This is a genomic window from Nonomuraea sp. NPDC001636, from assembly GCF_040298265.1.
Lineage (GTDB): Bacteria > Actinomycetota > Actinomycetes > Streptosporangiales > Streptosporangiaceae > Nonomuraea.
Genome location: NZ_JBEOZT010000007.1, coordinates 277,526 through 297,023 on the forward strand (window position 1 = coordinate 277,526; position 19,498 = coordinate 297,023).

The 19,498-nt window shown below is 73.1% G+C and carries 18 protein-coding genes; 13 read left to right on the forward strand and 5 right to left on the reverse strand.

Annotated features, from left to right (window positions below; genetic code table 11):
• The first annotated feature begins 42 nt into the window (after nucleotides 1-42).
• Entirely contained in the window at nucleotides 43-2,010 is a 1,968-nt protein-coding gene (locus ABT158_RS17075) for an ABC1 kinase family protein (protein WP_352354179.1), read from the forward strand.
• Nucleotides 2,011-2,106: 96 nt separating this feature from the next.
• Nucleotides 2,107-2,640, forward strand: coding sequence for an NADPH-dependent FMN reductase (locus ABT158_RS17080; protein ID WP_352327446.1), 534 nt, complete (start codon nucleotides 2,107-2,109; stop codon nucleotides 2,638-2,640).
• 12 nt (nucleotides 2,641-2,652) lie between these two features.
• Here ABT158_RS17080 and arfB read toward each other — a convergent pair whose 3' ends face one another.
• Nucleotides 2,653-3,063, reverse strand: coding sequence for an alternative ribosome rescue aminoacyl-tRNA hydrolase ArfB (gene arfB, locus ABT158_RS17085; protein WP_352354181.1), 411 nt, complete (start codon nucleotides 3,061-3,063; stop codon nucleotides 2,653-2,655).
• 145 nt (nucleotides 3,064-3,208) lie between these two features.
• Between arfB and ABT158_RS17090 the strand changes: the two genes are divergently transcribed.
• The gene (locus ABT158_RS17090) at nucleotides 3,209-3,988 is read left to right on the forward strand and encodes a hypothetical protein (RefSeq protein WP_352354183.1); all 780 of its coding nucleotides are present in this window, start codon (nucleotides 3,209-3,211) and stop codon (nucleotides 3,986-3,988) included.
• A gap of 22 nt (nucleotides 3,989-4,010) precedes the next feature.
• On the opposite strand, the gene ABT158_RS17095 is transcribed toward ABT158_RS17090, so the two are convergent.
• Nucleotides 4,011-4,277 carry a helix-turn-helix domain-containing protein gene (locus ABT158_RS17095; RefSeq protein WP_352354185.1) on the reverse strand — a complete coding sequence of 89 codons (267 nt, stop codon included), beginning with the start codon at nucleotides 4,275-4,277 and terminating at the stop codon, nucleotides 4,011-4,013.
• A 155-nt stretch (nucleotides 4,278-4,432) separates the two neighbouring features.
• Between ABT158_RS17095 and ABT158_RS17100 the strand changes: the two genes are divergently transcribed.
• The 3 genes from ABT158_RS17100 to ABT158_RS17110 all read left to right on the forward strand — a co-directional run bounded on the left by ABT158_RS17100 (nucleotide 4,433) and on the right by ABT158_RS17110 (nucleotide 7,525).
• The gene (locus tag ABT158_RS17100; RefSeq protein WP_352354187.1) at nucleotides 4,433-5,254 is read left to right on the forward strand and encodes a hypothetical protein; all 822 of its coding nucleotides are present in this window, start codon (nucleotides 4,433-4,435) and stop codon (nucleotides 5,252-5,254) included.
• Nucleotides 5,251-5,841 (forward strand): HAD family hydrolase, encoded by a 591-nt coding sequence (locus ABT158_RS17105; RefSeq protein WP_352354189.1) that lies wholly within the window; start codon nucleotides 5,251-5,253, stop codon nucleotides 5,839-5,841. Before ABT158_RS17100 ends, ABT158_RS17105 begins: the two co-directional genes overlap by 4 nt.
• A gap of 139 nt (nucleotides 5,842-5,980) precedes the next feature.
• Nucleotides 5,981-7,525, forward strand: a complete 1,545-nt coding sequence (locus ABT158_RS17110) for an alkaline phosphatase D family protein (protein WP_352354191.1) — start codon at nucleotides 5,981-5,983, stop codon at nucleotides 7,523-7,525.
• 69 nt (nucleotides 7,526-7,594) lie between these two features.
• On the opposite strand, the gene ABT158_RS17115 is transcribed toward ABT158_RS17110, so the two are convergent.
• The gene (locus ABT158_RS17115) at nucleotides 7,595-9,340 is read right to left on the reverse strand and encodes an efflux RND transporter periplasmic adaptor subunit (protein ID WP_352354193.1); all 1,746 of its coding nucleotides are present in this window, start codon (nucleotides 9,338-9,340) and stop codon (nucleotides 7,595-7,597) included.
• Nucleotides 9,341-9,516: 176 nt separating this feature from the next.
• Between ABT158_RS17115 and ABT158_RS17120 the strand changes: the two genes are divergently transcribed.
• Genes ABT158_RS17120 through ABT158_RS17145 form a run of 6 tightly spaced genes read left to right on the forward strand, consistent with a single transcriptional unit; the run spans nucleotide 9,517 to nucleotide 15,327 of the window.
• Nucleotides 9,517-10,611 carry an efflux RND transporter periplasmic adaptor subunit gene (locus ABT158_RS17120; protein ID WP_352354195.1) on the forward strand — a complete coding sequence of 365 codons (1,095 nt, stop codon included), beginning with the start codon at nucleotides 9,517-9,519 and terminating at the stop codon, nucleotides 10,609-10,611.
• The gene (locus ABT158_RS17125; RefSeq protein WP_352354197.1) at nucleotides 10,608-11,363 is read left to right on the forward strand and encodes an ABC transporter ATP-binding protein; all 756 of its coding nucleotides are present in this window, start codon (nucleotides 10,608-10,610) and stop codon (nucleotides 11,361-11,363) included. Before ABT158_RS17120 ends, ABT158_RS17125 begins: the two co-directional genes overlap by 4 nt.
• Complete coding sequence (locus ABT158_RS17130) at nucleotides 11,350-12,609, forward strand: ABC transporter permease (RefSeq protein WP_352354199.1); 1,260 nt, start codon at nucleotides 11,350-11,352, stop codon at nucleotides 12,607-12,609. The genes ABT158_RS17125 and ABT158_RS17130 overlap by 14 nt, the downstream gene beginning before the upstream one ends.
• 5 nt (nucleotides 12,610-12,614) lie before the next feature.
• Nucleotides 12,615-13,163: a DUF5666 domain-containing protein gene (locus tag ABT158_RS17135; RefSeq protein WP_352354201.1), complete on the forward strand. Its 549-nt coding sequence runs from the start codon at nucleotides 12,615-12,617 to the stop codon at nucleotides 13,161-13,163.
• The gene (locus ABT158_RS17140; protein WP_352354203.1) at nucleotides 13,160-13,852 is read left to right on the forward strand and encodes a response regulator transcription factor; all 693 of its coding nucleotides are present in this window, start codon (nucleotides 13,160-13,162) and stop codon (nucleotides 13,850-13,852) included. The genes ABT158_RS17135 and ABT158_RS17140 overlap by 4 nt, the downstream gene beginning before the upstream one ends.
• Nucleotides 13,849-15,327 carry a sensor histidine kinase gene (locus ABT158_RS17145; protein ID WP_352354205.1) on the forward strand — a complete coding sequence of 493 codons (1,479 nt, stop codon included), beginning with the start codon at nucleotides 13,849-13,851 and terminating at the stop codon, nucleotides 15,325-15,327. Before ABT158_RS17140 ends, ABT158_RS17145 begins: the two co-directional genes overlap by 4 nt.
• Here the strand turns inward: ABT158_RS17145 and ABT158_RS17150 are convergent.
• The gene (locus ABT158_RS17150) at nucleotides 15,312-16,691 is read right to left on the reverse strand and encodes an FG-GAP and VCBS repeat-containing protein (RefSeq protein WP_352354207.1); all 1,380 of its coding nucleotides are present in this window, start codon (nucleotides 16,689-16,691) and stop codon (nucleotides 15,312-15,314) included. The two genes, ABT158_RS17145 and ABT158_RS17150, sit on opposite strands and share 16 nt — an antisense overlap.
• Before the next feature lie 136 nt (nucleotides 16,692-16,827).
• Between ABT158_RS17150 and ABT158_RS17155 the strand changes: the two genes are divergently transcribed.
• On the forward strand, nucleotides 16,828-18,057 hold the full coding sequence (locus ABT158_RS17155; protein WP_352354209.1) for a cytochrome P450: 1,230 nt from the start codon (nucleotides 16,828-16,830) through the stop codon (nucleotides 18,055-18,057).
• On the opposite strand, the gene ABT158_RS17160 is transcribed toward ABT158_RS17155, so the two are convergent.
• On the reverse strand, nucleotides 18,047-19,453 hold the full coding sequence (locus ABT158_RS17160; protein WP_352354211.1) for an MFS transporter: 1,407 nt from the start codon (nucleotides 19,451-19,453) through the stop codon (nucleotides 18,047-18,049). The genes ABT158_RS17155 and ABT158_RS17160 overlap by 11 nt on opposite strands.
• Nucleotides 19,454-19,498: the final 45 nt, after the last annotated feature.

Sequence of the window (19,498 nt, forward strand, 5' to 3'; positions counted from 1 at the left end):
CGTCGGGTCGCCGCCCGCGCGGCCGTGGCATGATCCCTCCTCATGGAGCTCCTGGGCACGCTGTTCGTCTCGCTCGCCATCCTGGTGATGATCCTGCTGCTGGCGACGGCGGCCCAACGCCTGCTCGGGGTCAGGTTCGGCGCGTTACGCACCTTCCTGGCCGCGATGGTCGCCTGGGGCCTGGCCCAGCCGATGCTGACGCCGGTGATCGCCTCCTTCGGGCCGGTCGACCCGGAGACCACGCCCGACGCGGGCGCGCTCGGGCTGCTGCTCCTGATCGCCATGTGCATGGTGCTCATCCCCATGGTGATCCTGGTGCTCGCCGAGGCGCTACTCCCGCCGGGCTCGGTGCCGGGGCCGCTGGAGGTGCTGCGCTCGCTGCGCGGCCGGATCCGCCGGGCCCGGCGCTACTCGCAGATCACCAGGATCGCGTTCCGGCACGGCCTCGGCCCCTACCTGCGGGGCCGCGGCGAGAGCCTGGAGGACAGGTCGGGCAAGGTGCGCCTGGCCAGGTCGCTGCGCCAGGCGCTCGACGACGGCGGCGTCACCTTCGTCAAGCTCGGCCAGGTGCTGTCCACCCGGCGCGACCTGCTGCCGGCCGAGTTCATCGACGAGCTGGGCCGCCTGCAGGACCACGTCGCCCCCGCGCCGTGGGAGCGCATCGAGCCGGTGCTCGCCGCCGAGCTGGGCGGGCCGGTCGAGAAGGTGTTCGCCGCCTTCGACCGGACGCCGCTGGCCGCCGCCTCCATCGGCCAGGCCCACACCGCCCGCCTGCACACCGGCGAGGACGTCGTGGTCAAGGTGCGCAGGCCGGGCATCGAGGACGTGGTGGCCCAGGACCTCGACATCGTCCGCCGGCTGGCCGCCACGCTGGAGTCCAGGACCCGGTGGGGGCGTTCGCTGGGGCTGCGCGACCTGGCCGAGGGGTTCGCCGTCGCCATCCGCGAGGAGCTGGACTTCCGCGTCGAGGCCGCCAACATGGCCGCCGTGGCCGCCTCCGGCAGCGGCGGCGTCACCTACCCTGAGCCGTTCCCCGCCCTGTGCACCGAGCAGGTGCTGGTCATGCGGCGCCTGTCGGGCGGGCCGGTCACCGCGGCCGCCCCCGGCCAGGGGCCCGCCCTGGCCCGCGACCTGCTCGACTGCCTGCTCAGGCAGATCCTCGTCGAGGGCGTCTTCCACGCCGACCCCCACCCGGGCAACCTCATGCTGCTCGACGACGGCACGCTCGGCCTGCTCGACTTCGGCTCGGTCGGCCGCCTGGACGGCTCCGTCCGCTCGGCCCTGCAGCGTTTCCTGCTCGCGATGAACCGGCAGGACCCGCTCGGCGTCACCGACGCGCTGCTGGAGGTCGTCCCGCGGCCGGAGGAGATCGACGAGGCGGCGCTGGAGCGGGCGCTCGGCCAGTTCATGGCCAGGCACCTCGGGCCCGGCATGGACAGCGTGCAGATGTTCACCGACCTGTTCAAGATCGTCTCGGCGTACGGGCTGTCCATCCCGCCCGAGGTGGCCGCCGTCTTCCGGGCCCTGGCCACGCTGGAGGGCACGCTCGTGCGCCTGTCGCCGGGCTTCAACCTGATCGGCGAGGCCCGCGCGTTCGCCGGGCGTTATCTGGCCGAGCGGGCCGGGCCGGAGTCCGTCAAGGAGGCCGTGGGCCAGGAGCTGGCCGCGTTGCTGCCGATGCTGCGCCGCCTGCCGCGCCGGGTCGAGCGCATCGCCAGCGCCGCCGAGCACGGCAGGTTCAGCCTGAACGTCCGGCTGCTGGCCGACGACCGCGACCGCCGCTACGTCACCGGGCTGGTCCACCAGGTGCTGCTCACCGTGCTCGGCGCCACGGCCGGGCTCATGGCGGTGCTGCTGCTCGGCATCGAGGGCGGGCCCGTCGTGGTCGGCACCACGAGCCTGTACCAGCTCCTCGGCTACAACCTGCTGGTGATCGCCTCGATCATGGTGCTGCGGGTGCTCGCGCTGATCTTCCGACGCCCGCCTGACCAGGAGCGTCACCGGCGCTGAGGCGAAGACTGAGCTGTTTTTGACCTCGGGCTGGTCTTGGACATCCGAGGCATCGGGAAGTTTCCAGGTGACACCGGAACGCCTGGGGAGCAGTAGGTGAAAATCATCGGGATCGCCGCCAGTCTCCACGCGGGGTCTTTCATCAACAGATTGCTGGACGCAGCGGGCGGCGAACTGCCGGAAGGCGTACGGTTCGAGATCTGGACGGGGATGGGCGACGTCCCGCCGTACCAGCCGGGCAAGGTGCCGGTGGCGGCCAGGGAACTGCTCGGGCTGGTCGCCGGGGCGGACGCGGTGCTGCTGACGGCTCCCGAGCACAGCCTGCTGCCGCCGGAGCTGACGTACACGCTGGAATGGCTCTCGGCCGGCGACGTGCTGTCCGGCAAGCACGTGGCGGTGATGAGCGCCAGCGCGCGGGCGTGCGGCGCGATGTGGGCGCAGGCGGAGCTCTACAAGCAGCTCCAGGGCGCGGACGCGGTCGTGATGGGCGCCGAGCTGGTCATCTCGCCGGCCTGCCCGCACTTCGACGACGACGGCCACCTCACCGACCCCGTGCTGCGCGGCCAGGTGCGCGCGGTGATCGGGCAGCTCTGTCCGGCGGGGGTCAGGGAGCCGGCGTTCTCGCTGTGATCCTGTGCCCGCTCAGTGGGGGTCGCGGCGCAGGCGCTTGACGTCGGAACGGTGCTTCTTGCCCGCGATGCGGCGCTCGACGGCGCCCCGGCTGGGCTTGGTCGGACGGCGGCGCTTGGGCGGCGGCGCGACGGCCTCCCGGACGCGCTGGGCCAGCCGGTGACCGGCGGCCTCCCTGTTGCGCAGCTGGGACCGGTACTCCGAGGCCACGACGGTGATCGTGGTGGCGCCCAGGCGGTCGAGCGCGCGGGCCTTGAGCGCGGGCGGGATCGCGGTGCTCGCGGCCACGTCGAAGATCAGCTCCACCCGGCTGTCGGTGGTGTTGACGCCCTGGCCGCCCGGACCTGAGGAACGGGAGAAACGCCAGACGAGCTCGGCGTCGGGGATGACGATCGAGTCGTTGACGACCAGCGGGCCGGGCATGGTGGTGGCTCCTGTTCCGGAGGAATGCGCCTTGTTCAGATGAGTGTCACCGTATATGAGCGACATATGCCGTCCGCAACGGCATTTTCAATCACTGCTCTCGCTGCGAATATGGAGAGAACATTTCGCGGGAAGGGCTCATTCCATGGACCCGAAGTGGGTCGCGCAGGCGGCGTTGACCGTTGGGCTCGCCGTGGTCTCCGCCGTCGTCTTCCTGCTGCTGAGGTGCCAGGGGAAAGGCCGGCCCTTCGGACCCGCCGGGCGGCGGCTCGCGGTCGCCGTCAGCCTGCTCACCGGCGGTCTGTCCGCCGGCGTCGCGCTGGCCGGGCACGCGCTGCTGAGCGACTCGCTGGCCACCGTCCTGGGCGCGGCCGCGCCGAGCGGCCTGTGGCTCGGCCAGATGCGGGCCAGGCAGGACGAGCGGCGCTCGCTGGCCCGGGAGGCGGCCACGTTCTGGCTGGTGTCGCTGCTGGCCCGGCTCGACCAGGCGATGGCCGAGGACGAGCGCGTGTGGTGCGAGAAGCGGGTGGACCCGTCCTGGGACGTCTACGAGCTGAGCCTGGCCGCGGCCCGCTACCACGAGCGCATCCGCGACCGCCTGTCGGCCGACGACCGGCGGCGCGAACGGGTGCACGCCCGCCTGGACGCCGTCGAACGCAGGCTGGACGTGGCCGCCCTGATCGAGGACGGCGCCGCCCGCTCGAAGGTGGCCACCGCGCTCACCCTCTCCCGCCACACCAGGACCCCCAGGTACGAGCGCTACCTCGGCAACCTCAACCGGCTGCACGGCGTGCTGCGGCACGACGCGGAGAACGACGTGCTGCGCCTGCTGGCCGCGGCCTACCGGGCCGGCTACCGCTCCCTGCCGGGGTACGTGCCGCCGTCACGGGCCCGCGGCGGCGAGCACGTCGCCCGCGCCCGCTGACCGGGAGCGACGGCCGGCGCGCTCAGGCCAGGGCGGCGGGGGAGTTCTCGGCGTCGCCGAGCGTGAGCTCCAGGCGGGCGCCGAGCGCGTCGACGACCGCGCCGAGCGTGCGCAGCGTCAGGTTCTCGTCGCCGGAGAGTATCTGGCTCACCCGGCCGGGCGAGACGCCCAGCGACGTGGCCAGATCGGCGCGGGTGATCTTGTGTTCCCGCATGTACCACGTGATCTCGTCGACGACCTCTTGGGCGAGACCGCCCACCTCGTCACGGGGGTTCCGGCGAAAGGCCATGTCGGTCTCGCTCTCGACGCTGTCCGTCCTCGTGACTCCACTTTAGCTCTACCTAAACCTTTAGGCAAGGCTAAACTCGGGCGGCTCTTGACGGGCGGGGACGGGCGGCGTATGCCAATATCCGCGGAAAGATCGAGCGGTCAGGGGGAGACGCTGTGACGGCCATCGTGGGCGTGCACGGGATCGGCAAGTACAACTACTACCTGGAGGCCGGCGGGTCGGCCACCGGGGCCGCCGCGGCCATGCGGCTCAAGTGGGACCGCTACCTGCACGCGGCGCTCGGCGGTGAGACGGCCGCCTACTTCAGCGAGGTCGCCTACTTCTCCCACCTGCTGCGCGACCCCAAGCCCGGGGAGAGCTCCCCGCAGGCGGCGGCGCGCGTCGAGGCCGCCACCCAGCAGGTGCTCGTCGAATGGGCCAAGGACCTCGGGCTCGGCGAGCACGTCACCGGCGCGCTCAAGTCGTTCACCGGATGGCTGCTCGGCAAGCTCGACAGCAGGTCGGCGGCGTTCGCCAAGCTGTTCGCGCCCGAGGTCGCGGTCTACCTCACCGACCAGGAGCGGCGCGAGAGATGCCGGCAGGCCGTGGCCGACGCCATCCGCAGGAACCGGCCGCGGGTGGTGATCGCCCACTCGCTCGGCAGCGTCGTGGCCTACGAGGCCCTGTGGGCCAACCCCGACCTGCCCGTCGACCTGCTCCTGACGCTCGGCAGCCCGCTCGGCATGCGCAACGTCGTCTTCGAACGCCTCCTGCCCGCCCCCGTCAACGGCCGCGGCGAACGCCCCAAGAACGTCGCCCGCTGGGTGAACATCGCCGACAAGGACGACATCGCCGCCATCCCGCCCGCCCTGCGCGCCAGCTTCACCGGCGTGGACGTCGAGGAACTGGTCAACCTCGACTGGATCGACTTCCACACGGCCGAGAAATACCTGGGCTGCCCGGCGCTCGACCCGCATCTGCGACCATTCCTTGCATGACGTGGATTGTGTTCGACTACGGCAACGTCCTGTCCCTGCCGCAGCCCGCGGCCGACGCCGAGGCCATGGCGCTGGCCGTCGGCGCGGAGCCCGAGGCGTTCCTGCGCCGCTACTGGGAGCACCGCCTGGAGTTCGACCGGGCGAGCCTGAGCCCCGTCGCCTACTGGTCGGCCGTGCTGGGCCGGGCCGCCACCCCGTCCGAGGTCGCCCGCCTGGTGGCCATGGACGTCGCGAGCTGGGCCTACCCCGACGAGGGCACGGTCGCCGTCCTCGGTGAGATCCTCGACGCGGGCGACGGCGTGGCGCTGCTGTCCAACGCGCCCGTCTGCATCGCCGACGGCCTCGACGAGCTGCCCTGGATCGCCGCCATCGGCCACCGCTTCTACAGCGGCAGGATGGGCCTGGTCAAACCCGACCGGGAGATCTTCGACGAGGTCGCCCGCGAGCTGGGCGCCGACCCGTCCGAGATCGTCTTCATCGACGACCGGGCCGAGAACGTCGAGGGCGCCGAGCGCGCGGGCATGACCGGCGTGCTGTTCACCAGCGCAGCCGCGCTCCGCAAGTCCCTGCGCGAGCTGCCCCGCTGACCTCCCGCCGGCTCTCCGCCGGCTCTGCGCCGGCTCTGCGCCGACCTCGCGCCGGGCGACCGGCGCTGTTCACCCACGCTTGACTCCGCTGTCATGACGGGGCCACGACGGGGTCAGCGCGGGCGGACATACCTGGAGCGTGGACCGCAGAACGTTCCTGACAGCGGCGGCAGCCGGCCTCGTCGCGCCCCGCGCCGTCACCTCGCCCGCCTCCGCCACGACACTCAGATCCGATCCGTTCACCCTCGGCGTGGCCTCCGGCGACCCCTCCGCCGACGGCTTCGTCCTGTGGACCCGGCTCGCCGTCGACCCGCTCGGCGGCGACGGCCGCGGCGGCATGCCCGCCCGCGACGTCGAGGTCGACTGGCAGGTCGCCACCGACGAGCGGTTCTCCTCGGTCGTGCGGTCGGGCACCGCGACCGCCCAGCCGCGCGACGCCCACAGCGTGCACGTCGAGCTGGACGGGCTGGACCCCGGCCGCGACTACTTCTACCGGTTCAGGAGCCAGGGCAGGCTCTCGCCCGCCGCCCGCACCCGGACGACGCCCGCCGGGGAGAGCCCGCTCACCTTCGCCGTGGCCGCCTGCGCGCACTACGAGCACGGCTACTACACCGCCTACCGCCGCCTGGCCGAGCAGGAGCCCGACCTGGTCGTCTTCCTCGGCGACTACATGTACGAGTACGGCCCCAGCGGCTATACCGCCCTGGCCGGACGGGTGCGCACGCACACGCCGGGCAAGTGCGCCACCCTCGCCGACTACCGGCTGCGGCACGCCCAGTACAAGAGCGACCACGACCTGCAGGCCGCGCACGCGGTCGCGCCCTGGCTGGTGGCCTTCGACGACCACGAGGTGGAGAACAACTGGGCCGGCCCCGTCTCCAGCACCGGCGCGCCCGGCTTCGCCCGCCGCCGCGCCGACGCCTTCCGCGCGTACTACGAGAACATGCCGCTGCGCCGCGCCAGCCTCCAGGGGGCGGTGCTGCGCATCAACCGGCGCGTCTCCTGGGGGACGCTGGCCCGCTTCCACCTGCTGGACACCCGCCAGTTCCGCGACGACCAGGCATGCCTGGACGGGGTGCGGGCCGGCTGCGACGAACGGCTGTCCGACGGGCGCACGCTGCTCGGGTCCGCCCAGTGGCGGTGGCTGGAGGAGGGGCTGAGCGGGTCCGGAGCCCGGTGGAACCTGCTGGGCCAGCAGATCCTGATGGCCCAGCGCGACTACAAGATCGGGCCGGGCCGCGAGGTGAACCTCGACTCCTGGGACGGCTACGCCGCCGAGCGCACCCGTCTGCTCGGGTCGCTGTCGGGCGCCTCGAACCCCGTCGTCCTGACCGGGGACGCGCACATGCACCACCTGGCCGACCTCAAGACCGACTTCGACGACCCGGACTCGCCGGTGGTGGCCAGGGAACTGGTGACGTCGTCGATCGCCAGCGACGGCGACGGCTACCGGGACCGCACGTGGATCGCCGAGGCCCTGCAGGAGAACCCGCACATCTCCTACATCGACCAGCGGCGCGGCTACCTCATGGCCCGGCTGACCCGGGACGAGCTGGCGGTGGACTTCCGCACGCTCGACTACATCTCCCGCCGCGGCGCGCGGGCCCGCACCGCCCACCGGCTCACGATCCCGGCCGAACCACCCCGCTCAGCCGCCGGCCGCGCCGCACCCCGCCACGGCTGAGGAACCGCGGCGTTCGCTGAGGGTTCGCTGTGAGTGGGCTGAGGGGCGGCTGGGAGCCGGGGCGGGTGGTCAGGCGCCCGGCCAGGTCGGGTCGGGGAACTCGCCGGTGGTGGTGCCGGACATGACGACCTGGTCCCGTTCGTCCAGACCTGAGGTGATCTGGACGTACTGGTCGCCGCGGACGCCGGTGCCGACCACCTTCGCGGCGTCGTGCCCGCCCGAGCGCACGGTGACCACCTGGGCGCCGTCGGACCGGCTGCGGACGGCGGCGGCCGGGACGTAGATCGCGTCCTTGGCCTCGGCGGTGGTCACCGACACCGTGGCGGTCTGGCCGAGCATGAGCCCGGCGGGCGGCTCGTCGAAGGCGAGGGTGACGGAGTAGCGGACGAGCCGGTCCTCGACGGTGGCGGTCGGGGCGATCGCGGTGACCGTGCCGCCGTGGCGCTCGCCGGGACGGGTGGCGAGGGTGATGGCGGCCTGCTGGCCGAGCCTGAGCCGGTTGACGTCGGACTCGGTGACCATGGCCTGGACCTGGAGCTCGTTCAGGTTGCCGAGGCTGATGAAGGTGCCGGTGCCGGCCGTGTCGCCGACCCGGCCCGCCACCGACAGGACGGTCCCCGAGGTGGGGGCCACGATGCGGGTGCCGCGCACGGCGTCGGCGGCCTCCTCGAGGGCGGCTTCGGCGCGGTCCACGTTCGCGGCGGCCTGGTCCTCGGTGAGCCCGCCCCTGGCGGCGCCGTCCTTGGGGGTGGTGGTGGCGGTCCTGGTCGTGCCCCGGGAGGTCGTGCCGGGGGAGCAGGAGCCGGTGGGACGGGCGGAGGCCGTCGCGTGCGGCTTCGCGGTGGGCTTCGCGGTGGGCTTGGCGGTGGGCTTGGCGGTCGCGGACGGGGGTGCGGTGGTCGAGGGCCTGGCCGTGGCGGGCGGCTCGGGGGTCGATGGGCCGCCCGGTGTGGACGGTTCGCCGGGGGCGGACGGCGTGCCGGGGGTGTGGCTACTGCCGGGGGTGCCGTCTCCAGGGGTGCCGCCGCCGGGCGGGGTCGCCGTCACGGTCACCGTCGCCGTCACCGTGGCGGTCGCGGTGACCGTCACCGTGGGCTGGGGCTCGGAGGGCTCGTGAGTGGGGGTGGGCGTCCTGGTGGGCGGGGTGGTCGGGGACGGAGTGGTCGTGGGCGGGGCGGTCGTGGGCGGGGTGGTCGGGCCGAAGACGCCCTCGCCCGCCGGACCTCCGCCGATGTCCACGCCAGGACCGCCCGTCGCGCCCGGGACGGCGGCGCCGGTGCCCGGGGTCGGGGAGGTGATGGGGCCGGTGCCACCAGTGGTCGGGGTGGGCTTCGCAGTGACCGGCGCTGTCGGCTTCGAGGAGGCCGACGGGGTGGGGCAGTCGGCGGCGTTCGGCGACCCGGCGGAGAACGGCGAACCCGTGGTCCCTGTGGCCCCGGTGGTTCCGGTGGAGCTGGTGGTGGTGGCGGTGGTGAGGGATTCCTGGGCGGCGGAGAGGTCGGCCTTGGCGGCCGCGTACGCCTCGCGGGCCCCTCGCCCGTCGATCCTGGCCAGCACCTGGCCCTTGGTCACCTTGGTCCCGACCTTGACGTACACCTTGGTCACCGGGCCGGACGAGCCGAACGCCAGGTCCCGGCGGGCACCGTCCACGGTGTTGCCGGCGGCGCTGACCAGGGCCGTGACCGGGCCCCGCTGGGCGGCGGCGAGCCGTACCCGGACGGCGGGCGGGTCGTCGTCGCGGAGTGCCAGCGCCAGGCCCGACCCGGCGACGAGCACGGCCAGGGCGAGCCCGCCCAGCGCGAAAGTCGGTCTCATGGCCGCCCATCCTGGCCGACCAGCTTCACGGCAGCCTGCGAGCAGCCTGAGAGTTCGCTGTGTGACCCCGCCCAGGCCCGGGTTGTCAGCGAACGTTCAGCTCCGTCACGGCTGTGACGCAGGCTGGTGTGCAAGGGTCACCGGCTGTGAAGGTGTCGACAAGGCGCAGAGCGCTGATGACCAACGGAGCGCTGGGCGTGCTCCTGCTGGGCGGGGCCACGCTCGCCTACGTCCAGCTCGGCACGGACCGCGCGGCCGGCGAGACGGCCGTGCGCACGGTGACCGCGAGCCGCGGCTCGGTGTCCGCGTCGGTGTCCGCGTCGGGCGCGGTGGCCAGCTCCAGGACCAGGTCCCTGTCGTTCGGGACGGGCGGCACGGTCGAGCGGATCTACGTCAAGGCGGGGGACAAGGTCGACAAGGGCGACATCCTGGCCAGGCTGGACGACTCCGCCGCGCAGGAGAGCCTGTCGGCGGCCAAGGCCACGTACCAGAGCGCGATCGACGAGGGCACCGGCACGGCCGCGCTCTACGCCTCCTACGTCAAGGCGCGCAACGCCTACCGCGAGGCCGAGCGCACGGTCGCGGCCACCGTCCTGCGGGCCCCGTTCAAGGGCACGGTCACGGCGGTGAACGGATCCGTCGGCGGCACCGCCTCCGGCTCGGGCGGAAGCCAGAGCCAGTCACAGGGGCAGGGCCAGTCGCAGAGCAGCGGCAGCGGCAACAGCACAGGGACGGGCGGGTTCGTCGACCTGGCCGACACCGGACGGCTCCAGCTCGTGGGCACCTTCACCGAGTCCGACGTCGGCAAGCTCGAACAGGGCCAGAAAGCCACCGTCACCTTCGACGCCCTGCCGGGGGTGACCGCCGACGGCAAGGTCACGCAGATCCAGCCGGTGGCCTCCACCAGCAACAACGTCGTCCAGTACCCGGTCACGGTCACCTTCACCAAGGTCCCCGCGAAGGTCAGGCTGGGCCAGACCGCCACCGTCGAGGTCGTCGTCGGCAGGGCGGAGAACGTCGTCACCGTTCCCTCCACCGCGGTCTCCACCAGCGGCGGCCAGACCACGGTCACCCTGCTCAGGGACGGCCGCCAGGTCAGGACCCCGGTCGAGGTCGGCGTCCGGGGCGCGGCGCTCACCGAGATCAGGTCGGGGGTGTCCGAGGGCGACCAGCTCGTGCCGCCCGCGACCGGCACGCAGAGCACCGGCCAGCGCGGCGGGTTCGGCGGCGGGTTCCCGGGCGGCGGCGGCATGCCGGGAGGCGGGCGATGACGGCCACCGCCACCGCGACGGCGGCCCCGGTCCTGCGGGTGAAGGACCTGGTCAAGGAGTACGGCGAGGGCGACGCCAAGGTCCACGCCCTGCGCGGGGTGAGCCTGGACGTCGAGCGCGGCGACTACGTCGCCATCATGGGCGCCTCCGGCTCCGGCAAGTCCACCCTGATGAACATCCTCGGCTGCCTCGACGTGCCCACCTCCGGCACGTACCAGATCGACGGCGCGGACGTGGGACGGCTGGCCGAGCACCAGCTCGCGATCCTGCGCAACCGCAGGGTGGGGTTCGTCTTCCAGTCCTTCAACCTGATCCCGCGCATGAGCGCGCTGGCCAACGTCGAGCTGCCGCTGGTGTACGGCGGCGTCGGCCCGGCCGAGCGGCGCTCGCGCGCCCTGGCCGCGCTGGAGCAGGTCGGGCTGACCGACCGCGTGCGGCACGAGCCGAACCAGCTCTCCGGCGGCCAGCAGCAGCGCGTGGCCGTGGCCAGGGCGCTGGTCACCGCGCCCGCGCTGCTGCTGGCCGACGAGCCCACCGGCAACCTGGACACCGCCTCCACCCGCGACGTGCTGCAGATCCTCGACCGGCTCAGCGCGTCCGGACGCACGATCGTGCTCATCACCCACGAGGACGACGTGGCCGCGCACGCCAAACGGGTGATCCGGCTGGTGGACGGCGAGATCGTGGAGGACCGCCGCCAGGCGCCGGTCGACGGACCACCCCCGAGGACGGCGGCCAGTGAACCAGCTTGAGATCCTCCGCTTCGCGCTGCGCGGCCTGCTGGCCAACAAGATGCGCAGCGCCCTGACCACGCTCGGCATCCTCATCGGCGTCGCCGCGGTCATCCTGCTGGTGGCGGTCGGCGAGGGCTCCTCGCAGAGCATCCAGAAGAACATCCAGCGCCTCGGCGCGAACACGCTGACGATCTCCCCGTCCTTCTCGGGCGGGGGCGGGGGCGGAGGCGGCTTCGGCGGGCGCGGGGCGGGCGGCGGCGGCAACACCGGGCCGCGCACGCAGGCCAGGCAGCTCAGCCTGGCCGACGCCAGGTCGCTCACCGACCGGACGCTCGCGCCGTCGGTCAGGTCCGTCTCGCCGGTGGTCGCGGCCAACTCCGCCACCGCCGCGTACGGCGCCGCCAGCCACACGATCGCGCAGTTCGTCGGCACCTACCCCAGCTACTTCGAGGCCATGAACAAGCCGGTGGCCAAGGGCACGTACTTCTTCAACGACGACGTGCTGGCCGCCAGGAAGGTCGTGGTGCTCGGCCGGACGGTGGTGGAAGAGCTGTTCGGCGCGGTGGACCCGATCGGCCGGCAGGTCAGCGTGTCCGGGGTGCCGTTCACGGTGGTGGGGGTGCTCAAGGAGAGCGGCTCCACCGGCATGCAGGACGCCGACGACGTGGCCGTGGCGCCGCTGCCCGCCGTGCAGCAGAGCCTGAGCGGGTTCGGCTCGCTGGACTCGATCGTCGTGCAGGCCACCGGGGCCGAGGCCACCACGGCGGCGCAGTCGGAGGTGACCGCCGTCCTCAACCAGCGGCACGGCATCACCGACGGCAACCCCGACTACCGGATACTCAACCAGGCCACCCTGCAGGAGACGGTGAGCGAGGCCACCGGCACGTTCACCGTGCTGCTCGGGGCGGTGGCGGCGATCTCGCTGCTGGTGGGCGGGATCGGCATCACCAACATCATGCTGGTCACCGTGACCGAGCGGACCCGGGAGATCGGCATCCGCAAGGCGATCGGCGCGCCGCGCAGCGCGATCCTGGGCCAGTTCCTGCTGGAGGCCACCCTGCTCAGCCTGGTCGGCGGGCTGCTCGGGGTGCTGGTGGCCTTCGTCGGCACCCGGTTCACCGTGGCCGGCATCGAGCCGGTCCTCGTGCCGTCGTCCGTCGCGCTGGCGCTGGGCGTGTCGGTGGGGATCGGGCTGTTCTTCGGCAGTTATCCCGCCAACAGGGCGGCCAAGCTCCGGCCGATCCAGGCCCTGCGGCACGAGTAGGCGGCATGAGTAAGGAGAAAGACATGGACCGGCTCGACTCCTCGCCCTTCCCCGACGACCTGGGGGAGGAGCTCGCCGTCCGGCCGCGCGGCGGCGTCTCGAAGTTGACGCTCGGGCTGGCCGCCGGGGTGGTGCTGGTGGCCGGCGTGCTCATCGGCATCCAGGCGGGCAAGTTGTTCGGCACGTCCGACGCCGCGCCGGCCGCCGCGCAGCTCGGGCGTACGAACGGCCAGTTCCCCGGCGGCGGCTTCGGCCAGCGCGGCAACGGCGCCCAGAACGGCACTCAGAACGGCGGGTTCGGGCAGCGCATGGGCGGCGGCACGGCCGGCACCGTCGAGAAGGTCGACGGCGACAAGATCTACGTCAGGACCATGGACGGCGCCACGGTGACGGTCACCACCAGCGACCAGACCACGGTCCAGATCTCCAAACCGGGCAAGGTCGCCGACCTGGCTGCCGGCACCACGGTCGTGGTGCGCGGGCAGCAGTCCGGGGACGGCTCGGTCACCGCGACCGCGATCACCCAGGGCACGCCGGGAGGGGGCCCGCGATGAACCAGCCCGAGGCCAGGCTGCTGGTGGTCGACGACGAGCCCAACATCAGGGAGCTGTTCTCGGCCAGCCTGCGCATGGCCGGGTTCGAGGTGCTGACCGCCGCCGACGGGCGGGAGGCGCTGCGGGTGGCCGAGGAGAGCACGCCCGACCTGGTGATGCTCGACGTGATGCTGCCCGACATCGACGGCCTGGCGGTCGCGGGAAGGCTGCGGTCCCGCGGCCGCCGGGTCCCGGTGCTGTTCGTGACCGCCAAGGACACGCCGGAGGACCGGATCGCCGGTCTCGGCCTCGGCGAGGACTACGTGACCAAGCCGTTCAGCCTGGAGGAGGTCATCGCCCGGATCCGGGCGGTGCTGCGCAGGACCCGCAGGGGCGCGCCGCCGCCCCACCGGCTGAGCGTCGCCGACCTGGAGCTGGACGAGGAGAGCCACGAGGTCTGGCGCGACGGCGTCCCGGTGCGGCTGTCGCCGACGGAGTTCCGGCTGCTGCGCTACTTCATGCTGAACGTGGGCCGGGTGCTGTCCAAGACGCAGATCCTCGACCACGTCTGGAACGGCGACTGGCGCACCGACGTGGGCCTGGTCGAGTCGTACGTGTCGTACCTGCGGCGCAAGATCGACACCGGCGACCGGAAGTACCTGCACACGCTGCGCGGGGTCGGCTACATCCTGCGCCCGCCGCGCATATGAGGAAGCACCTCGCCCGCGCCCCGCTCTGGCTGCGCCTGGTCTCGGCCACGCTGCTGCTGGTCACCCTCGCCATCACGGTGACCGGCCTGTTCGCCGTGCGGCTGCTGCGCGGATACCTGGTCGAGCGGGTGGACCGGCAACTGGTGGCGGCCGCCGCGCCGCGCGACCTGCCGCCGCCGCCCGAGGCGTGGCCGGCCGGGCGGCAGCCGCAGCGCTTCTTCGGGCTGTTCCACTCGGTGCTGGTGGACGCGGGCGGCGCCACCGTACGGGTGATGAGCGAGTCCACCGAGGAGCACACGCCCAAGCTGCCCCGGCTGACCGGCGCGGACGTCGCCGCGCGCGGCGGGCGGCCGTTCACCGTCGAGTCCCGCGCGCCCGGCGGGCCGGACTGGCGGGTGGTCGCCGTCCCGGCCCGCGACGGCGTCAGCCGGGTGATCGCCATCAGCCTCGGCGACGTCGAGGGCACGGTGGCCAGGCTCGCCCTCATCGTGGCCTTCGCCGGCGGCGGCACGCTGGCCGTGCTGGGCGTCGCCTGCTACTGGCTGGTACGGCGGAGCCTGCGCCCGCTGCGCGAGATCGGCCGCACCGCCAAGGACATCGCGGGCGGCGACCTGTCGCGCCGGGTGCCGATGTGGGCGAGCACCACCGAGGTCGGCAAGCTGGGCCGCTCGCTCAACGGCATGCTCGCCCAGATCGAGTCGGCGGTCCGCGAACGGGAGGCGGCGGCGGAGTCGGCGCGCGAGTCGGCGACGGCGGCGCGGCGTTCGGAGGAGGTCATGCGGCGATTCATGGCCGACGCCTCGCACGAGCTGCGCACGCCGCTCACCTCGATCAGGGGGTTCGCCGAGCTGTTCCGGCTGGGGGAGGAGAAGGACCTGGCCGAGGCCGTGCGGCTGCTGAGCCGGATCGAGGGGCAGGCCGCGCGCATGGGCGTGCTGGTGGAGGACATGCTGCTGCTGGCCAGGCTGGACCAGCGGCGGGAGCTGGCACGACGGCCGGTGGACCTGCTCAGCCTGGCCGCGACCGCGGTGATCGACGCCCAGACGCTCGCCCCCGACCGGCGGATCGAGCTGGTCCGCCTGGACGGCGGCGAGGGCGAGGTGCTGGTGACCGGCGACGAGTCGCGGCTCGGCCAGGTGGTCGGGAACCTGGTGAGCAACGCGCTGCAGCACACGCCCCCCGGGACGCCGTTCGAGGTGCGCGTCGGGGTGGACGGCGAGCGGGCCGTGGTGGAGGTGGCCGACGAGGGGCCGGGGTTCCCGCCGGAGGTGGCCGAGCGGGTGTTCGAGCGGTTCTACCGGGCCGATCCGGCGCGCGGGGCGGGCGGGGCCGGGCTGGGGCTGTCGATCGCGGCGACGCTGGTCGAGGCGCACGGCGGCGTCGTCATGGCCGAGGGGGAGCCGGGCAAGGGCGCCCTGTTCCGCGTGCTCCTGCCGCCCGCGCGGAGCCCGGGGGGTGTTCAGCCGAAGGTGTAGCCGTACAGGCCGGTGCCCTGGGAGACCTGGCGGAGGCGGCCCAGGCGCAGGCCCGGCTCGCGGACGCCGGGGGCGTACATGACCAGGCCCTGGTCGGGGGCGGCGACCAGGAGCCCGTCCAGGGGGCGGCCGGCGGTCAGCGCGCGGTAGCGGCCGCCTCCGCCGGGCAGCGCGGCCAGCGCGGCGCCGAAGTCGCGTCCCTCGCCCTTGATCAGCAGGTTGCCCTTCCGGGTCAGGCCGCCCGACGCGCGCCCCTGGAGCACCTGGACGGCGTGCTCGCCGGGCACGCCGATGGCCAGCTCGTCCCTGCCGTCGCCGGTGAAGTCACCGGCGGCCAGCGCCGCGCCGAACCGGTCGTAGTAGCGCGGCTCGCCCTTCAGCGAACGTTGCGACCACGCCTCGCTGCCGTGGGTGCGCAGGCCGGCGCGTGAGCCGTACAGGACGTCCACGGTGCCGTCGCCGTAGTCCATGGCGCGCTGGTTCTCGCTGAGGCCCTCGCCGGGGACGCCGATCGCCAGGTCGTCGCGGCCGTCGCCGTTGAAGTCGCCGGTGGCCAGGGCCGCGCCGAAGGCGTCCCACTTCTCCGCCGCGCCGGCGATCCCCGGCGAGCTCTGCGTGAGCAGCCGGGCCCGGCGGGCGCGCGGGTCGAGCACGGTCACCGAGCCCTGGCCGTCCAGGCGCACGCTGTCGGCGGGCGCGCCGACGGCCAGCTCGTCCCGGCCGTCGCCGTCGAAGTCGCCGGCCGCCAGCGCCGCGCCCCACTGGTCGGTGACGTTCGCCGACTGCCGCACCCACGACGTCTTCTGGGTGATTTGGTACGCCTTGCGGCCCTTCATCCCGTAGACGGTGACCGCGCCGCCCGAGGCGTGGCTCGGGGAGCCCACGGCCAGCTCGTCGCGGCCGTCGCCGTCGAAGTCGCCGGCCGCCAGCGCCGCGCCGAACCGGTCGCTGCCCCGCCGGGCCGGGGCCAGCTCCTCGCCGGCGACCAGCCCTGTGGGGGAGCCGTCGAAGATCTGCACGACGCCGTTGCCGTCCGCGCCGGGCACCCGCTTCCCGGCGAACTCCTCCGACACCCCGACCGCCAGGTCGGCGCAGCGGTCGCCGTCGAAGTCGCCGACGGCCAGCGCCGAGCCGAAGGCGTCCCCGGGTTCGGCGCCGGGCTGGGTGAGCTTGACGGTCCGGCCCGAGCCGTACATGACGGTCACCGAACCGGCCCTGGAGTCGTCGTAGGGGGCGGCGACGGCGATGTCGGCGCGGCCGTCGCCGTCGAAGTCGAGGGGGTGCCCGCCGCATCCGGATGCGGCGGCGGGTACGGCACCGGACACGAGGGGAGCGACCAGGCAGACGGCGAGCAACGCGTTCATACCGACAGTCATCTCCGTCCAGGTCGAACCCGGACTTAACGCCACGAGAACGGGCCAGGAGGGCACGATGCACATCCGCTTCGGAAGGGACTTTCGGCCCGTCCGCCGGGGCGTGGGAGCGTGCCAGGATAGACGGGTGGACATCGACCTCGCTGATCTGGACTTCTGGCGCAAACCGCTCAAAGAGCGGAATGAGGCCTTCGCCCGGCTCCGGCAACTGGAGCACCCGGTGTTCTTCCCGGAGAAGAAGGTGCCCTTCCTCCGCTCCGGCAAGGGCTTCTACGCCCTCGTCCGGCACGCGGACGTGGTCGAGGCCAGCCGCAACGCCAAGATCTTCTCCAGCGAGCCCGCCGTGACCAACCCCGAGCCGCCGGGCTGGGTCAAGCAGGTGTTCGGCGAGTCCATGGTGAACATGGACGACCCCCGCCACGCCCGCCTGCGCCGCATCGTGACGCGCTCGTTCAGCCCCAAGATGCTGGCGGGGCTCCAGGCCGACATCGAGGCCGCCTGCGCCCGCATCGTCGACGACGTCGTCAAGGAGGGCCCGCGCGACTTCGTCACGCAGGTGGCCGCCAAGCTTCCCATCCACGTCATCTGCGACATGCTCGACATCCCGCAGGAGCTGCGCGCGAAGGTCCACCAGCACGTCGACATCTCCACCGCCTACACCGGCGTGCGTCCCAGCCTGGCCCGCAGCGTCCAGATGGCCGGCCAGAACATGCTGGCCCTGCTGGCCCTGCAGCGCATGGTCATCAAGCTCGGCCACGAGCGCGTCGCCGAGCCCAAGGGCGACCTGGTCTCGCTCCTGGTCAACGCCAACCCCGACGGTGAGAAGCTGACCGACAAGGAGCTGGGCTCGTTCTTCTCGCTGCTGCTGGTGGCGGGCAACGAGACCGCCCGCAACACCATGGCCCACGGCATCCGGCTGCTCACCGAGAACCCGGCCCAGCGCGAGCTGCTGACCTCCGACTTCGACGCCCACATCAACGGCGCGATCGAGGAGATGGTCCGCTACGTCTCGCCCATCATGCAGTTCCGCCGCACGGTCACCGAGGACTGCACGCTGCGCGGGCTGGAGCTGAAGCAGGGCGACAAGGTCGTGCTGTTCTACGGCTCGGCCAACCGCGACGAGTCGGTCTTCCCCGACCCCGACACCTTCGACATCACCCGCGACACCAAGCCCCACGTCGGGTTCGGCGGCCCAGGCCCGCACTTCTGCCTCGGCGCCAACCTGGCCAGGCAGGAGATGCGCACGATGTTCCGGGAGCTGCTGACCCGGCTGCCCGGCGTGCGCTCGGTCGGCGAGCCCGAGCTGCTGCTGTCCAACTTCGACAACAGCGTGCGCAGTCAGGCGTTCACGTACTAGCCGTCTCCGGCTCCCCGGCCAGCACGTTCGTCCTGATGGTGAAGAACGTGACGGCCGCGGCGACCGCCATCATGGCGGCGCTGATCAGCATGGCCGCCCGGAACCCGGCGTTGAACACCGGCGGGTTCTCGAACGCGTCGCCCACCAGGCCGACCAGCGGCGGCACGGCGGCCACCGCCAGCAGGCTCCCGGTGCGGGCCACGGCGTTGTTGACGCCGCTGGCCGTGCCGGCGTAACGCTCGTCGGCCGTGGCCAGCACCGTCGCGGTCAGCGGCGCGACGGCCGCCGACAGGCCGAGCCCGAAGACCGTCACCGCGGGCAGCACCAGCAGCGGGTAGGAGGCGTGCGGGCCGATCATGCTCATCAGCACGAACCCGGCCCCCGCCAGCAGGATCCCGATCGTCATCGGCCAGCGCGGCCCGAGCCGCCGGGCCGTCTCCCCGGCCCGCGACGACAGCAGCATCATCAGGATCGTGGTCGGCAACATCGACAGCCCGGCCGCGATCGGCGAGAACCCGGACACCACCTGGAGCTGGATCACCAGCAGGAAGAACACCACGCCCATGGCGGCGTACATGATGAGCGTGACGACGTTGACCGCCGTGAAGACGTGGTTCCTGAAGATGGCCACCGGCACCAGCGCCTGCGGCGACCTGCGCCGCTCGGTCACCACGAACGCCGCCCCGAGCAGCGCCCCCACGATCAGCGGCACCGGCGCGCCCTTCTCGATCAGCCCGTACGTGATCCCGGCCAGCGCCAGCGCGGCCAGCAGCGAGCCCAGGACGTCGAACCGCCCGGCCGCCTCCTCGTCGCGGCTCTCCGGCACGTGCCGCAGCGTCACCAGCACCACGACCAGCGCGAACGGCAGGTTGATCAGGAACGCCCACCGCCAGCCCGCCGTCTGCACCAGCCAGCCGCCCAGCAGCGGCCCGATCGCGCTGGCCACGCCGCCCAGCCCGGACCAGACGCCGACGGCCCGCGGCCGGTCCTGCCTGACGAACGACGCCTGGATGATGGCCAGCGACCCCGGGGTGAGCAGCGCGCCGCCGACGCCCTGCAACGCGCGCGCCCCCACCAGGAACTCGATGTTCGGCGACAGGCCGCACAGCGCCGAGGCCACGGCGAACCACACCGTGCCGATCAGGAAGATCTTGCGCCGCCCGTAGCGGTCGCCGAGCGATCCGCCCAGCAGGATCAGGCCCGCCAGGGTGAGGGTGTAGGCGTTGACGGTCCATTGCAGGCCGTCCATGGCCGCGTGCAGCTCCTTGCCGAGGAACGGCAGCGCGACGTTGACCACGGTGCTGTCGAGCAGGGCCAGCCCGGAGCCGAGCACGGTCGCGCCGAGAATCCACCGCCCGCGCGCCGACTTCACCTGGATGTGACCGTTCTGTCCCATCCGGCAATCTTGTCACCGTCCCCGGGGGGCTCCGGCGGCCACCCC